The following is a 14,496-nucleotide window of genomic DNA, read 5'->3' as shown; positions in this document are numbered from 1 at the left end:
TATAACCAGATGGAACCACTAGAAGATACCGCATTAGGCTTGAAACCGCAGGTAGATTTCTCCGCGCTGCAACAGGCTGTAGGGCAAATCAAAGAAGAGCTTAGAAAAAGAATCATTGGGCAGGAAGCCTTCATTGATCTGCTCTTGATTGCCATTCTCGCCGATGGGCACGTGCTGATTGAGGGCGTGCCAGGCATTGCCAAGACCCTTACCGCCAAGCTGCTGGCCCGTACCATTGACGTAGGCTTTAACCGTATCCAGTTTACGCCAGACCTTATGCCTTCAGATGTGTTGGGTACCTCGGTGTTCCACCCGGGTACGGCCACGTTTCAGTTCAAGCCGGGGCCTATCTTCTCCAACATCGTCCTGATTGACGAGATCAACCGTGCTCCGGCCAAAACCCAGTCTTCGCTGTTTGAGGTAATGGAAGAACAGCAGATCACCCATGACGGCACGCAGCACCTCATGGCCGATCCTTTCATTGTGCTGGCTACCCAGAATCCCATTGAGCAGGAGGGAACCTACCGTCTGCCAGAGGCGCAACTGGACCGCTTCATGTTCAAGATCTTGATACAGTACCCATCTTTGGAAGAAGAGGTGGCCATTCTGGCGATACACCACCAGCGCCCGGCCCTGCAGCGGGAACTGGAAGAAATAAAGCCGGTGCTCGCGGCTGGGCAAATAGCCGCTCTGCGGAAGCAGGTGCAGGCGGTGCACGTAGATGCTAACGTGTTGGAGTACATCGCCCAGTTGGTGGTGCAGACCCGGGCCCATAAATCTTTGTATTTGGGAGCATCGCCTAGGGCCTCGCTGGCCTTGCTCACAAGCGCCAAAGCCCTGGCCGCCCTCCGGAACCGTTCTTTCGTAACCCCCGAAGACGTGCAGGAGCTGGCCCCTACCGTGTTGCGGCACCGGGTGTTGCTCACGCCGGAGCGCGAGATGGAAGGCGCCACGCCAGATGATGTCATTAAACAGATCATTCAACAGACTCAAGTTCCGCGTTAGTGTCACTCATCCGCAGCCTGTATTTCACCAAGTACTTCTTCTACGCGGCCGCTGGGGTAGTGGGCTTGTTTGTGCTGGCGTTCTTTTTTCCGGCGTTTCTGTTCCTGGTCAAGATCCTGTTTGGGGTGTGGGTGCTGTTTGCGTTGGTAGACCTGGTGGCGCTGTACCGGCACCGTGCGGGCATCGGCGCCAGCCGCAGCATGCAGGAGAAGCTTTCCAACGGGAGTGAGAACCCTGTGTTTCTGTACATAGAGAACCGTTATCCCTTTGCCGTGCGGTTGGAGGTGCTGGAGGAGCTGCCGTTCCAGTTTCAGAAGCGTGATGCCAGCTTCAAGGTACAGGTGCCCGCGGCTGAGACGCACGTGATTGAGTACCAGTTGCGGCCGGTGCAGCGGGGTGTCTATTCCTTTGGGGCCACCAACGTGCTGGTGAACGGGCCGCTGCAACTGCTGCGCCGGCGGTACCGGTTTGGACAGGGGCAGGAGGTGCCGGTGTACCCGTCGTTTCTTCAGATGCGGCAGTATGAGCTCCTTGCGGCTACGCAGCACCTGTCGGCTATGGGCATTAAGAAAATGCGGAAGGTGGGGCACAGCGCCGAGTTTGAGCAGATACGGCCTTACGTGGCCGGCGATGACCAGCGCACGCTCAACTGGAAAGCCACGGCGCGCAAGGCCGAACTGATGGTGAACCATTACCAGGAGGAAAAGTCGCAGCAGGTGTATTGCCTCATAGACAAAGGCCGGGTGATGGAAATGCCCTTCAACGGCCTCAGCCTGCTGGATTACGCCATCAATGCCACGTTAGTACTTTCCAATGTGGCCCTCCGGAAGGAAGACAAAGCCGGTGTCATCACTTTTTCAGACCAGATAGGTTCTGTGTTACCCGCGGAGCGGCGGGCCTCGCAGTTGCAGAAAATTCTGGAGTTGCTGTACAACCAAACCACCAAGTTTCAGGAAACCGACTTCCAGCGGCTGTACGTGACCGTGCGGGCCAAGATAAAACAGCGGAGCCTGCTGCTGCTGTTCACCAATTTTGAGACGCTCAACGGGGCCAAACGCCAGTTGCCGTACCTGCGTAGGCTGGCCAAGCACCACCTGGTGCTGGTGGTGTTCTTTGAGAACACAGAAACCCGCGAACTGCTGGAGAAACCAGCCGAGAATATGGAGGGAGTCTATCTCAAAGCCATCGCGGAGAAATTCGCCTATGAGAAAAGGCAGATTGTGAAGGAGTTCACCGCCCACGGCATCCATTCGGTCTTGACACCGCCCGACAAACTCACCGTGAACGCAATCAACAAGTACCTGGAATTTAAAGCCCGCGGGCTATTGTAAGTTCTGCCCGTTCTTTCCGCCTGGAGCAACGGCGTTTAGAGCCTTATTTTGGAAAAACAGCTGCTAAGCGGAAAGTCATACAAAAGCGCGCCTTTGCTGAATGTGAAGTGAAACAAGAAGGGAAATGGATCAGGCATGTTTTGCGTTTAGGGCCCGTTTTTGGAAAAAGAGCCCCTAAACGCGCAGAGGGCTAGATGAGGTCGAAGGCCCGGGCGTACTGCGAGATCTCAAAAGAAGAGTGGATGTTCAGCTTCAGTTTGATGTTGCGGCGGTGGGTGTTCACGGTTTTCTCAGAGATGAATAATTCATCGGCAATTTCCAGGGAGCTTTTGCCCAGGGCCACGTGTTTGAGTACCTCGCGCTCACGGGGGCCCAGCTGGGCGAAGTTCTGGTAGTGCTGCCGCAGGAACGTGTTTTCCTCCATGATGCGGTTCACCTTGGCGGTGATGCTCTGGGTGGGGTCTACGGAGGTGGCAACCGTGATCAGGAGCAAAGGCTGCCCGGCAGGGTCCTGCATGAAAATCTTGCTGGAACTGTGGTGCAGTACCCACTCCTGGCTTTCGGCGAAGAACACCTTCTGGAAGTACGTGATGAGCTCAGTGGGGTCGTTGCGCTGCAACAGACCGCTGAACAGCTTGTCAATGTACTCCGCCGACTCCACCGGATTAAAGAAGCGCATATGAAACTCAAACCCCATTTGCCGCAACTCTTCCAGCGTAGTGCCAATCAACCGCAGCCCCCTGGGTGACATGTATTCCACGGCCACGTTGTTCTGTAGGTTGTGGATGATCACCACGCCCGGCAATTCGTCTGCAATGGCGGCAATGGTCGCTATCTTTTCATCTATCTGTTCCCTGAGGCCTTGAGGCGAAAAGTTTAGCATAGGCTTCTGGTTTGTGTCTTCTGTAAATTTAAAGGATTTAAAGCAGGAACGGTATGTATGGCTATATATTACCTGAAATTAGGTATTTTCATAATAAGTATCAATAGGATGCAATGATCCGGTGCGCAAGGAAAGAATTAGATACCTGATGAATAATGAGTTTTCGTATTCCTTAGCGTTAAATTCAATTGAAGTACAGTAAAATGTAGAAGCAGTAAGAAGGTATCTTCTAATGGGTTATACAAAGTGTAATCTTGAGTAGCAAATTACCAGTTCCGGAAAGGAATTTTTGATATAGTAATATCCTTAGATAAGATGTCAAGCAACTCGCATGCCCTCCGGGCTAATTCCATATGGGGGCCTGGCCCTACTATAATTTTGACCTTATGCAAAGCATCTTTTTTTAAATCCTCTACTATGGGGATCTTGAGGTAGGGTACCAGAAAACTCTTTCCTTCTCTTAGTTCAGGTAGCTCTCTTTTAACTGCAATAATTCGCCATTCCTTCTCTTCAGAGAACTTCTCATGTTTGAATAAAGGAGCATATATTCTGGCCCGTTCAAATATCTCCATGTTATAGTCATACTTGTCTCGTTCACGTTTGTGTTGCGAACTAAGCTCTACCTCCCTTTCTATGTTTATAGCATCAAGAGCTTTTTCTTCGGGCGTGTCACCTCTCGGCTCTCGGCTGGGGCCGATGTGATAACTTGATTTATACTGCTCTGGCGGGATTCCTGCAATATGCTTGTGAATTACATCTCTTTTCTCTTTCTCATCATAAAGGCATTTCCCGATGCGAAGCCCCTGAGACTGCATCATCTGGGTTAATTGGGCAGAGTCGAAGGAAAGGCAATAACCTCCGTTTGGAGTATATCCTCTCCACTGGCTCAATAGGTCCTCTTCTTCTGATAGAGAGAAGGAATAGACATTTCCCTTATCAAGCTCTTGGGTCTCGTAAGTTAGTTGATGTTCTGCGTCTTCTATTCCATAGTCTTCCTTCAAAACTTTGCTAATGAATTCTATTGCATCATCATATTCTGAAGAATCATTCATGTAATGGATATGTGTAAGCCACAAATGCTTGCCTTGTACCATGCCGAGTAGGCCAGCTTGGGAGGTATAGTGATATAACGGAGGGACTTCTTGGGTACTATCAAAGAACAAAGGAAAGGAGAAGTTTGGCCACATGATGTTAGAACTTATAGTGCTATTTATTATAATGATTCAATTTATTGGAAGATAATATAATTGATGGTTCAAATCAATGTTGCGACATGAAGGTATTTAGATTGCTATGTATGATTTTGAGCAGAGCTTGAAGAAATATTTTGAAATATAGGTGATTGATTCTCCACGGTATGTACTACTTAAAATCTTGTCTAGCGATAGACCTCTCTTGCGCAAAATAGAATTCTGTTTCAGTTGATTTGTAAGGCTCAATAGAAGAAAGGATGACTGATTGCAGATATAAGGAGTTGCTGAACTTGGGAGAGAAAGGATATGAGCAAACTGAAAGCCAACAAAAAAGCCACTTACAAGTTTTATCTCGTAAGTGGCTTTTTAGAAGCTCCCCCTCTTGGGCTTGAACCAAGGACCCCATGATTAACAGTCATGTGCTCTAACCAACTGAGCTAAGGAGGAGTTTATCGTTCTTGGCGTGTGGCCTTAAATGATGATGCAAAAGTAGGGGCTGGAATGATTGTGCGCAAGTGTTGCCCAATAAAAATTTTAAACTTTTTAGTAAGTGCCTGAAAATGAAACCGGAAATTTTTCTGTTTAGAGGCTCTTTTTCCAAAAAGAGCCTCTAAACAGAATACAGATAGTTTCCTTTCCTTCTAAACGGCATCAAACTGGCGCAGGAACCGTGCATCGTTCTCTGTGAACAGGCGCAGGTCTTTGATCTGGTACTTGAGCATAGTGATGCGCTCAATCCCCATCCCGAAGGCAAAACCAGAGAACTCCTTGGAGTCAATGCCGCAGTTTTCCAGCACCTGGGGGTCTACCATGCCAGAACCGCCAATCTCCACCCAACCGCTGCCTTTGCAGATGTTGCAGCCCTGGCCCTTGCAGATATGGCAGGTAATGTCAATCTCGGCAGAGGGCTCCGTGAACGGGAAGAACGACGGCCGGAACCGGATCTGCGTGTCTGGCCCAAACAGCTCCTTCACGAAGTAGTACAGTGTATCTTTCAGGTCTTTGAAGCTCACGCCCCGGTCCACGAACAAACCTTCCACTTGGTGGAACACGCAGTGCGCCCGGGCAGAAATAGCTTCGTTGCGGAACACGCGGCCCGGCGAAAGGGTACGGATAGGTGGTTTCTGGTGCTCCATCACGCGTACCTGCACGCTGCTGGTGTGTGTGCGCAACAGCATGTCTGGGTTCTTGCTCAGGAAGAACGTGTCCTGCATGTCTCGGGCGGGGTGGTTCTCCGGGAAGTTGAGCGCCGAGAAGTTATGCCAATCGTCTTCCATCTCGGGGCCTTCCGACACATTGAACCCGATGCGCTCAAAGATCCGGATGATCTGTTCCCGTACCCGGTTCAGCGGATGGCGGCTCCCCAAGGTGTTAGGAACCGGGGGCAACGTGAAATCCAGGCCAGAAAGGGCATCTGGGGTGGCGTTCTGCTCCAGAGCCTCCTGGGCCGCGTCTAGCTTTTGTTGGGCCAGTTGTTTCAGTTGGTTCAGTTCCTGGCCCACTTGTTTGCGCTGTTCAGGGGCAACCGTTTTCATCTCGTCAAACAAGGCAGAAATCTGGCCTTTCCGGCTCACGTAGGTGTTCCGGAACGCTTCCAGTTGCTCCTTGTTCTCTATGGTGTAGGCCTCTACCTCTTGGGTAAGCCTTTTAATGTTCTCCAATAGCATGGCACAAAGATAAAGAAGTAATGCTGAATGCGTAAGCTTTTGTCTGCAAGACCGCCTGTTCTCTTGGGGCAACTACCTGTAGCGGCTCTTCTGCGCCGTAAGCAACGGGCCATGCAAGAAAGTCGCTTGTGTAGCCTCGCCAACGCGCCGGTTTCCTCCTGGACTTAGGCCATCTTGCCGGTTACATAATGAATCTTTCAACACAAACTTTTCGCTTTTTCTGGAGGGGTGTCAGGTGTATGTGTTTGTTTTGCAAGGTGTTGGCTGAGGGTCTTCCTGCTGCTCCCATGTGCTGTAGAAAATATCTAAAGTTTTTTTCGCTGGGGCATAGGGGTAAGGCGGGGTTTGTAGGTCATCAGAATGGACGGGTCCAAGGCGATGGCCAATAGGTGAATGGTTGCCTTGGAGATTGTTTCAGCTCACGCTTTTACCTTAATCCTTGCCCTGTTGGTAATGCCCATGAGGTGCCTGGTCAAGAGATGATCAAAGACCGGGCCCTGCTAAGCGCCACAAAAAAAAGCGTTTGGGTGGGTTTGTTAGAAGATTGAAGGACTTTATTTTTTTACCCATATGATGACCGTAAATACACCCTCTATCGCGCAGGAGGTAGTTAACATTATCAGCAAAACCAAAGAGATTAAGCCGTCGCGGCTCCGCGTGTCGTCAAACCTGAGCAAAGAGTTTGGTTTTGACACCGTAGATGTGGTAGATATCATCCTGGAACTGGAGAAAAACTTCAAAATCATTATTCCTGACGAGGTGCCGCTGAACACGGTAGGTGACTTTGTAGACTATGTGTCTACCCAAGCCATCCGTCAGGCGAGCTAACCCTTTATTTTTTGCTCATTTTTGACTGCGAAAGGCAGGGGGAATTTCCTCCTGCCTTTCTTCCGTTACACCGTTTAGGGGCTCTTTTCCCAAAAAGAGCCCCTAAACGCTTAATAGATGTGGAGGCGGTAGGCTTTGAGCTGTTTGTCAAGGCCGCGGGCATCGCCGCTTATCTGGTCCAGGAGCGCCCAAAAGCGGGGACCGTGGTTCTTTTCTACCGTGTGGGCCAGTTCATGCAGAATCACGTAGTCGCAGAGGTGGGCTGGGAGGCGCATGAGGTGAAGGTTCAGGTTGATGTTGTTGGTGGCCGAGCAGCTTCCCCAGCGGGTTTTGGCGTTCTTGATGGTCACCTGCTGGTAAGAGAACCCAAACTGCCGCGCGAACTGGGCTACCCGCTGGGGCAGGTATTGTTTCGCCTCCAGCCTTAGGGTGTATTCTATGGCTTTAACGATGTAGTCTTGGATGTCTGAGTGCTCATAGCTGATCTGCTCTGGGTACCACACGTACAGCACCCCGTCTTTGAGGCGGCTCTTGCACTGCGGCAAGGGGTGGGGAAGCAGCAGCAACTGGTGGAAACGGGTCCTGAACTCGGTCTCCGGGGTGAAGACGGTTTTCTTGCCCTGCTCCTGCTGTTGGGAGTGCAGGTGCTTCCTGATCCAGGCGGCTTTTTCCTGGACAAAGGCTTCGGCCTGGGCCAAAGAAGCCCGCTTGGGCAACGTAACTTTCACGCCCTGCCCCGGCCTAATGCTGATCCTTACGTATTTGGCTGTGGCACTGGGTACAAACTGTACCTTGCCTATGTTTTCTATCTCCTTCTCCAGAACTCCCTGCTTAGGGGCTGCCGCACGTTTCTTACTCTCCATAGCTAGTACAAAGATACAGCTTGCCCCGCTAAAAAGCAGACCAACGCGGCAGGTGAGGGAAACAAATGAACAATAAAAAAGCGCCTGGCAGAGGCGCTTTTTTATTGTTCATTTTGAGTTGAAAAGGGTACATGCGTGCGGCCGTCTTCGCGTTAGCGTACGTTGCCGCCGTGGTCAGTGTCATAGCTGTTGCTGCTGGGTACGCGGGTGCTATCTGTGGTGGAGGCGCGCACGTTAGGCTCTCCGTAGCCGGTGGGTACGCCATGGTCTGTGGGAGCGGCATCGGCGGTAGCCGTTGGGTCTATTTCCTGGATGGGGGTGCCTTCCACGGTGGTAAAGCTGGTGACAGGAGCGGTGCTGTTCTGGTCTGGGATGATGCCGCCCGTTGAGCCCTGAGAGCCGCTGGAGTCATTTCCCAGTTGCATGTTGCCTTCGCCGTAGGTGGGGTTCTGCTGCTGGGCAGAGGAGCCTACGCCCGAAGTGGAGGGAGCGGTAGGGCGGGTAGAGCCGTATTGGCCGGCGGCTTCGTTTTCGTATTTAGGAGTGTGCGCTGAGGTGTCTACGCTCATAGAGGTAGCCAAGTCGGCGGTGGGGTCTGCGGCCGTGTTCTTCACGGGCTGAGTGGCTTCCCAGGCGTGGAACTTGTCCATCTCTGATTTAATACTGGTCATGAACCAGGCCAGCAGGCTTACGTCGTCCAGAAGACCAATGATAGGCAGCCAGTCGGGTACCAGGTCAATGGGGGAGAGGAAGTAGATGATCACGGCCACGCCCATCACCACGGTGCTGGTGGGAATTCCTTTGTACTCGCCGGAAACCGATGCCCTGATCATTCTGGACAGCGTGGACAGGCTCTCAAACACCTCGCCGGCAATGGTCCCGAAGTCTTTTTTCTCGCTCGCTTTCTGATAGGCGTCATTGAGGAGTTCCTTGATGCGGAGCGGCTGTTTCACGTAATCCTCGGCTTTTTTGAGAAAGCGTTTGAACAGCGACGACTCGTGAATATTCTTGTTATTTTGGTTTTGATTTTCCATAGTCTTTATAGTAGTAGAGATAACAGGTTCAGTGCTGAAATTGTTGCCCGGCGGCGGGCACGAAGTAACGAAAAAATGACAAGCGAAACCGCCTGCACCCCTACAAAACAAACTACCTTCAGGGGGCGGTGCCTGCGCATTTTCTGCCTTTAGACTATACTCTGTTTCGGGGCAAATAGTTAGAAGCCTGCTGGGCAAATTACGGGGGTGCGTTTAGCGGCTCTTTTTTAAAAAACGGCCGCTAAACGCACCCCCGTAAAAGCAAATCGCCCGCTCTCACAGGAGGGCGGGCGATTTGCTTTTACGGGGGCAGGTAGTGTTAAATATCTACCCGGCCAGCGGCGTAAAAATATTTCTTGTAGTAGGCAGACATGAGGGAGTTCACCATAACTCCGCCGTTAGAGGCAGAATGCACAAATTTGCCGTCTTTAAGGTAAATACCTACGTGGTAGATGGGGTGCCCAGGACCGCGGCGGAAGAAAATAAGATCGCCGGTCTCCAGATCTGTTTTGGCCACCCGGCTCACCTCATTGAACATGGAGCGTGAGCTGTGCGTGAGCGTGATGCCGTACACCTGCTTGTAGATTTTGCTTACGAAGCCAGAGCAGTCTGTGCCGCGTTGGGTGCTGCCGCCGGAGCGGTAAGGGGTGCCAATCCAGTCAGAGATGGCTTCCAGCAGTTTGGGGTCTTCTGTATAGTCCAGCTTGAGGCCCAACGACTGGGAGTAGTAGTTGTAGGTAAGAGAGTCTTTGTAGGAAAGGTTTCTCTCTCTGGGGGCGTCGTTGAGAGCGGCCGAGCTGTTATGCTCCAGGGTCCATTCCTGGAATTGTTCAGCTGGGGTGATGTTGTAGGCTTCTTCAGAATACGTGGTGGCCGCCGTGGGCTGAACCTCATAGAAGAAGGATAAGAACGCAGAGCCTAGGGCTAGTGCAGACAAAATGTAACTTTTCATCATCTGTTTTAATGGTGAAACTTCAGGTGGGCCGGCTGCCGCAGACCACCCGTGGCCCTTCCAACAGTAGGCGCTTACCAACGCTTAAAACAGGAAGAAAGCCATTTTACAGAAAGCGTAGATTTTCTACTGTGCTTTCATTAATACAAAGGTAAATATGAAACCTTTGTAAACCAAACACGTAAAAGCGCACTTTTATTGTGCGGCGGCAGAAAATGGTAGAAGAAAAGTGCAGAATGTAGCCTGAGAGGGCCTATTGCCGTATATTGGATAAAAGAAAGAAGATGGATTCCCTTGAAAAAAATCTGAAAATAGTGGAGGGGTCTCCCTTCGCCCGCATTGCCCGCTGGGTCCTCAAGAGTTCCAACGTAGCCATGGTGCTGGGCAAATCTATACACCTTAGCGGAGTTTCCAAAGAAAATTTTCTGCGGGACCGGGCCTGGGTGGCTCATGAGTTAGTGCATGTGCGTCAGTTTCAGGAACATGGCTACGTTAAATTTCTCTGGCTGTACCTGCTGGAATCCATGCGCGTGGGCTATTACAACAACAGATTTGAAGCCGAAGCCCGCCTGGCGGGGGTGAAGGAAAGCCAACTGCTGGCGCAAAACCAAGCCGACTCGCCCAGCAGAAAATCCTGATAGGCTTCATGGGTGTAGGGAAAAACCAGGGAGGCGTTTAGGGGCCGTTTTTCTAAAAACGGCCCCTAAACGCCTCCCTGTTTTTTGATAGACTCTAATTTTAGCTGTTGTTGCGCCACTTAATGGTGCAGCCAATGGCTTTGGTGGTGGGTTGCGGCACGGCTTTGCCGGAGAGAAGGTTATCCAGGGCGGCCTCTGCGTAGCGTTTCTGTACTTTCTCTGGGTCGCCGGAATTGTCATCAATGGCGCCAATGTAGGACACTTTCAGGTCTTGCCCGTTACGGGTAAGGATGTACAGGTGTGGAGTGCGGGTGGCGCCGTAGCGTTTGGCAATTTCCTGAGACTCATCATGCAGGTACACAAACGGGAATTTCTTGCTTTTGGCGCGTTGCTGCATCTCGGCAAAAGAATCGCCGGGGGAGGCGGTGGCGTCATTGGGGTTGATGGCGATGACCGGGTACCCTTTGGGCGCGTACTTCTGGTGCAACTGAATGAGGCGGTCTTCATACAACTTGGCGTAAGGGCAGGTGTTGCAGGTGAAGGTCACAATAAAGCCCTTGGCCTCTTTCTGGTCCTTGAGGCTCACCATTTGCCCGTTCACGTTCTTGAGCTTAAAGTCTGAGGCGGTATCACCTACCTGATAGCCGGTGTCGGCGAAACGGTAGGCGGTGAAGAGCGTGAGCACGCTCAGAACCAGGAGGAAATAGTACGGTTTTCGCATATGGTTAGGGGTTATGGGAGAATTTGGTAGTTAAATGCTCTTGCAGTTGCGCCAGCGTGAGCGGTTTCTCAAGGAAAATCCGCTGTTTGCGGCGGTTGTTCACCAGCAGCGTGGCCGGTATGGCCCCGCTCCATGATGGGTCTACGGTGTCAATCCAGGCGTTTTGGTCCGGCTCGTCCAGCAGAAACGCGGTGCTCTTCAGCTGTCTTCGGGTCACAAACGGGATCACTTTCTTCTCCAGGTCTTTCGCAAAATCCATGCTCACCAGCACTACATGTACCGGTTGCCCGGCGTACTGCTTCTGCACGGCCTCAAAATTGGGTAATTCCTCTATGCAGGGCTTGCACCACGTAGCCCAGAAATTAATGACATAAGTAGTATCTGAGGTAGAGTTGAGGTATTTCTGCAGGTGCGCCAGTTTCACCAGCGGCACTTGCCGGGTTTGGGCGGCGGCAGGTTTATTCAAGGCCAGACCAACCAGTAAAAAGCAGAATAAGAGAATTCTACGGGCAAACATAGAAGCGGAGTATTTCATGCCAATGTAACGATTCTTTTAAGACCAAAGTACAACTGTATACGATTTTCACCATTAGACAACCAAAATACCATGGCACAAAAACTCACTGGCAAGAAAATAGCCATTTTAGTAGAAAAAGGATTTGAGCAAGTAGAACTGGAAAAACCCAAGGCGGCCCTGGAAGAAGCCGGCGCTCAAACCCACGTCATCTCCCCGCAATCTGGCAAAGTGAAAGCCTGGGACATGACCGACTGGGGAAAGGAATTTGACGTAGACCAGGACCTTAAAACAGCCGTGGCCTCAGACTATGACGCGCTGCTGTTGCCCGGCGGGGTCATGAACCCAGATTACCTGCGGGCCAATGAGCAGGCCGTAGCCTTTGTGCGGGCCTTCAATGATGCCGGTAAACCCATTGCCGCCATCTGCCACGGCCCCTGGACCCTCATAGAAGCCCAGGCCGTGAGCGGAAAGAAAATGACCAGCTGGCCTTCCCTCCGCACCGACCTCACCAACGCCGGCGCCAACTGGGTAGACGAAGAAGTAGTCACAGACAATGGCTTGGTCACCAGCCGCAAACCCGATGACATTCCGGCCTTCAACAAAAAGATGATTGAAGAGTTTGCCGAAGGAAAGCACGACCGCGCTTAACTCACCGTTCGTGCAACCAACGCGAATCGCCAACGGGGAGTAACCGTTGGCGATTCGCGTTTAGCGGCCGTTTTTCCAAAAACGGCCGCTAAACGTAAATGGCAAAAAAAGAAGAGGGGGTGCCTGTACAGGCACCCCCTCTTCTTTTTGTTCTGGAATCTGTTTTCGTTAGAAACCTACACCCAGATAAATCTGGAAATTGCCGGCTTTGATGTCATTGAGGGCGCGGTTGGCGTTGGCAGCATCAAACTTGCCCAGATCTGAGAAACTGCGGTAGTAGCGGCCGCCCAGGCGGAAGATGAAGAGCTTGGCCTCCAGACCGGCGGCGGCGCCGTAGTCAAAGGTGTTCAGTCCTTCTTTGTCAATCTCGCGGTCGTCTTCCTTGGCGGTCAGCATGATGCCCACCTGCGGACCCACGTGAAAGCTTAGGTTGTCTGTGAAGTTGACCACGGCCAGCACTGGCACATCAATATAGTCGAAACGGCGGTTGGCGTCATCGGCACGCACTTCCCGGCGGCTGTACAGCGCCTCCGGCTGAATAGAGAACACCCGGCCTAAGCTGAACTGGGAGTAGAAACCGGCGTGCCAGTTGGTGGAGCTTTTGAGGTTATCCAGCATGTCTTTACCATCGCCCTGCAGCGAGCTGAACAGTACCCCGCCCTTCACCCCGAAACCGCTGTTGTCCCGGTCTAAGCCGGCTTCTTCATTATGGTTAATGACACCACGGTTAAGGACGCGTTCCTGCGCTTGGGCCGCCGCAAAAAATAGAGTGCATATCAAGAGTAAAGTGAGTTTTTTCATAGTCTGTCGTACATTTGGTATAGGTAATGGAAAACCCTTTGCAAAGAAATAGGTTGTTTCACTTATACTGTCTCCTGCCTAGAATGTTGCAGGCGGCTCTGTTGTCGTAACCTAAGCCTAATCAGGAATATAAGAGCAAGGCTCTTTGAGTTTTCCTGTACCCAACGCCGCTGTGAAGTATGCTTAAGATCGCCTGGTCACCCGAGTACGCGCACCCCCTCCCCGAGAATCACCGGTTTCCCATGCTCAAATATGAGCTGTTGCCTGAGCAGCTGCTGTATGAGGGCACCGTTACCCAAGACAATTTCTTCCGCCCGGCGGCCTTGCCGGAGGCACGCATTGTGCGGGTGCATGATGAAAATTATTGGCGAAGGCTCCGGGAACTGGAACTTACGCCCTCAGAGATCAGGAAAACAGGTTTTCCGCTGTCTGCGGAATTGGTGATGCGGGAGGTGATCATCATGGGCGGCACCGTGGAGGCGGCCGATTATGCTTTGCAGTACGGCATGGCCATGAACATTGCCGGCGGCACCCACCACGCGTTCACAGACCGCGGCGAAGGTTTCTGCCTGCTCAACGACAACGCGCTGGGCGCGCAATACCTGTTGGACGAAGGGAAAGCCGGCAAAGTGCTCATTGTGGATCTGGACGTGCACCAGGGCAACGGCACCGCCCAGATTTTTGCCCAGGAACCCCGCGTGTTCACCTTCAGTATGCACGGCGGCAACAACTATCCGCTGCACAAAGAAACCTCTGACCTGGACGTGCCCCTGCCCGATGGGATAGGGGACGAAGGCTACCTACAACTTCTGCGCACGCACCTGCCCCGCCTCATGGAGCAAGTAGAACCCGATTTTGTGTTTTATCAGTGCGGGGTAGACGTGCTGGCCTCAGACAAACTAGGCAAGCTGGCGCTCACGCACGCGGGCTGCAAAGAGCGCGACCGCCTGGTGCTGGAGCTGTGCCATACGCACGGCGTGCCGGTTTGCGCCAGCATGGGCGGCGGTTACTCTACCCGCATTGCAGACATAGTGGAGGCGCACGCCAACACCTTCAGGCTGGCCCAGCAGATCTTTTTCTAGTATTAGGTAGCCCGTACCAGGTAGCAAGACTTTCAAAATCCTGATACTTGATACATACTATGTGCTATTAATTTCGGGATTTGAGTTTTGCGTCAGAGCCGCGGAGGAAGGGGAGAGAGCGCTTGAGCAGCAGGTACACCAACGGCACCAGCAGCAGCACCAGCAGCAGGTAGACCATCACCTTCATGATTTCCAGGAACAGGCTGATGACCATGGCTGACAAGAGAACAGACGCTGCCAGAAGCAGCCAGAATTGAAGGGAACGTTTGGAGGAACTTCGGCCCATGATCTAAAATTTGGTGAAACAATAGGCGCTGAACCGGCGCTAAAGCC

At 52.1% G+C, this 14,496-nt stretch carries 16 protein-coding genes and 1 tRNA gene; 6 read left to right on the top strand and 11 right to left on the bottom strand.

The genetic code is table 11. The features are described 5' to 3' along the window. Positions 1-9: 9 nt before the first annotated feature. Together EFA69_RS11195 and EFA69_RS11190 are read left to right on the top strand one after the other, a co-directional pair. Positions 10-1,005 (top strand): AAA family ATPase, encoded by a 996-nt coding sequence (locus tag EFA69_RS11195; RefSeq protein WP_123133152.1) that lies wholly within the window; start codon positions 10-12, stop codon positions 1,003-1,005. Next, positions 1,005-2,336, top strand: a complete 1,332-nt coding sequence (locus EFA69_RS11190; protein ID WP_123133151.1) for a DUF58 domain-containing protein — start codon at positions 1,005-1,007, stop codon at positions 2,334-2,336. The genes EFA69_RS11195 and EFA69_RS11190 overlap by 1 nt, the downstream gene beginning before the upstream one ends. A 190-nt stretch (positions 2,337-2,526) precedes the next feature. Here the strand turns inward: EFA69_RS11190 and EFA69_RS11185 are convergent, their stop codons facing one another. The 4 genes from EFA69_RS11185 to pheS form a co-directional block, all read right to left on the bottom strand. Beyond that, a complete protein-coding gene (locus EFA69_RS11185) occupies positions 2,527-3,219 on the bottom strand; it encodes a response regulator transcription factor (RefSeq protein ID WP_123133150.1) in 693 nt (230 codons plus the stop codon). 266 nt (positions 3,220-3,485) lie between these two features. Beyond that, complete coding sequence (locus tag EFA69_RS11180) at positions 3,486-4,271, bottom strand: DUF2971 domain-containing protein (protein ID WP_183906755.1); 786 nt, start codon at positions 4,269-4,271, stop codon at positions 3,486-3,488. A gap of 514 nt (positions 4,272-4,785) precedes the next feature. Next, positions 4,786-4,859: transfer RNA gene (locus EFA69_RS11175), tRNA-Asn, on the bottom strand. Positions 4,860-5,053: 194 nt separating this feature from the next. Beyond that, the gene (gene pheS / locus EFA69_RS11170; protein ID WP_123133148.1) at positions 5,054-6,079 is read right to left on the bottom strand and encodes a phenylalanine--tRNA ligase subunit alpha; all 1,026 of its coding nucleotides are present in this window, start codon (positions 6,077-6,079) and stop codon (positions 5,054-5,056) included. A gap of 570 nt (positions 6,080-6,649) precedes the next feature. On the opposite strand from pheS, the gene EFA69_RS11165 reads away from it, so the two are divergent. Then, entirely contained in the window at positions 6,650-6,907 is a 258-nt protein-coding gene (locus EFA69_RS11165) for an acyl carrier protein (RefSeq protein WP_123133147.1), read from the top strand. 110 nt (positions 6,908-7,017) lie between these two features. Here the strand turns inward: EFA69_RS11165 and EFA69_RS11160 are convergent, their stop codons facing one another. The 3 genes from EFA69_RS11160 to EFA69_RS11150 form a co-directional block, all read right to left on the bottom strand. Further along, positions 7,018-7,770, bottom strand: coding sequence for a M48 family metallopeptidase (locus EFA69_RS11160; protein WP_123133146.1), 753 nt, complete (start codon positions 7,768-7,770; stop codon positions 7,018-7,020). A 152-nt stretch (positions 7,771-7,922) separates the two neighbouring features. After that, entirely contained in the window at positions 7,923-8,804 is an 882-nt protein-coding gene (locus tag EFA69_RS11155; protein WP_123133145.1) for a YkvA family protein, read from the bottom strand. Between the two features lie 319 nt (positions 8,805-9,123). Next, positions 9,124-9,759 (bottom strand): C40 family peptidase, encoded by a 636-nt coding sequence (locus EFA69_RS11150; protein WP_123133144.1) that lies wholly within the window; start codon positions 9,757-9,759, stop codon positions 9,124-9,126. A gap of 281 nt (positions 9,760-10,040) precedes the next feature. Here EFA69_RS11150 and EFA69_RS11145 point away from each other — a divergent pair, with 281 nt between their 5' ends. Further along, complete coding sequence (locus EFA69_RS11145; protein ID WP_123133470.1) at positions 10,041-10,394, top strand: hypothetical protein; 354 nt, start codon at positions 10,041-10,043, stop codon at positions 10,392-10,394. Positions 10,395-10,494: 100 nt separating this feature from the next. On the opposite strand, the gene EFA69_RS11140 is transcribed toward EFA69_RS11145, so the two are convergent. Both EFA69_RS11140 and EFA69_RS11135 read right to left on the bottom strand, forming a co-directional pair. After that, entirely contained in the window at positions 10,495-11,115 is a 621-nt protein-coding gene (locus EFA69_RS11140) for a thioredoxin family protein (RefSeq protein WP_123133143.1), read from the bottom strand. A gap of 4 nt (positions 11,116-11,119) precedes the next feature. Beyond that, the gene (locus EFA69_RS11135; protein WP_245964547.1) at positions 11,120-11,650 is read right to left on the bottom strand and encodes a TlpA family protein disulfide reductase; all 531 of its coding nucleotides are present in this window, start codon (positions 11,648-11,650) and stop codon (positions 11,120-11,122) included. A 72-nt stretch (positions 11,651-11,722) separates the two neighbouring features. On the opposite strand from EFA69_RS11135, the gene EFA69_RS11130 reads away from it, so the two are divergent. Beyond that, positions 11,723-12,280 carry a type 1 glutamine amidotransferase domain-containing protein gene (locus EFA69_RS11130; RefSeq protein ID WP_123133142.1) on the top strand — a complete coding sequence of 186 codons (558 nt, stop codon included), beginning with the start codon at positions 11,723-11,725 and terminating at the stop codon, positions 12,278-12,280. Between the two features lie 168 nt (positions 12,281-12,448). Here the strand turns inward: EFA69_RS11130 and EFA69_RS11125 are convergent, their stop codons facing one another. Continuing rightward, positions 12,449-13,081, bottom strand: coding sequence for a porin family protein (locus tag EFA69_RS11125; RefSeq protein ID WP_123133141.1), 633 nt, complete (start codon positions 13,079-13,081; stop codon positions 12,449-12,451). 179 nt (positions 13,082-13,260) lie between these two features. Between EFA69_RS11125 and EFA69_RS11120 the strand changes: the two genes are divergently transcribed. Continuing rightward, positions 13,261-14,163 (top strand): histone deacetylase family protein, encoded by a 903-nt coding sequence (locus EFA69_RS11120; protein WP_123133140.1) that lies wholly within the window; start codon positions 13,261-13,263, stop codon positions 14,161-14,163. 67 nt (positions 14,164-14,230) lie between these two features. Here the strand turns inward: EFA69_RS11120 and EFA69_RS20295 are convergent, their stop codons facing one another. After that, positions 14,231-14,377, bottom strand: a complete 147-nt coding sequence (locus tag EFA69_RS20295; protein ID WP_221175714.1) for a hypothetical protein — start codon at positions 14,375-14,377, stop codon at positions 14,231-14,233. Between the last annotated feature and the right edge of the window lie 119 nt (positions 14,378-14,496).

Source organism: Rufibacter immobilis (assembly GCF_003721565.1).
GTDB lineage: Bacteria > Bacteroidota > Bacteroidia > Cytophagales > Hymenobacteraceae > Nibribacter > Nibribacter immobilis.
This window is presented reverse-complemented; position numbering and strand designations above follow the sequence as displayed.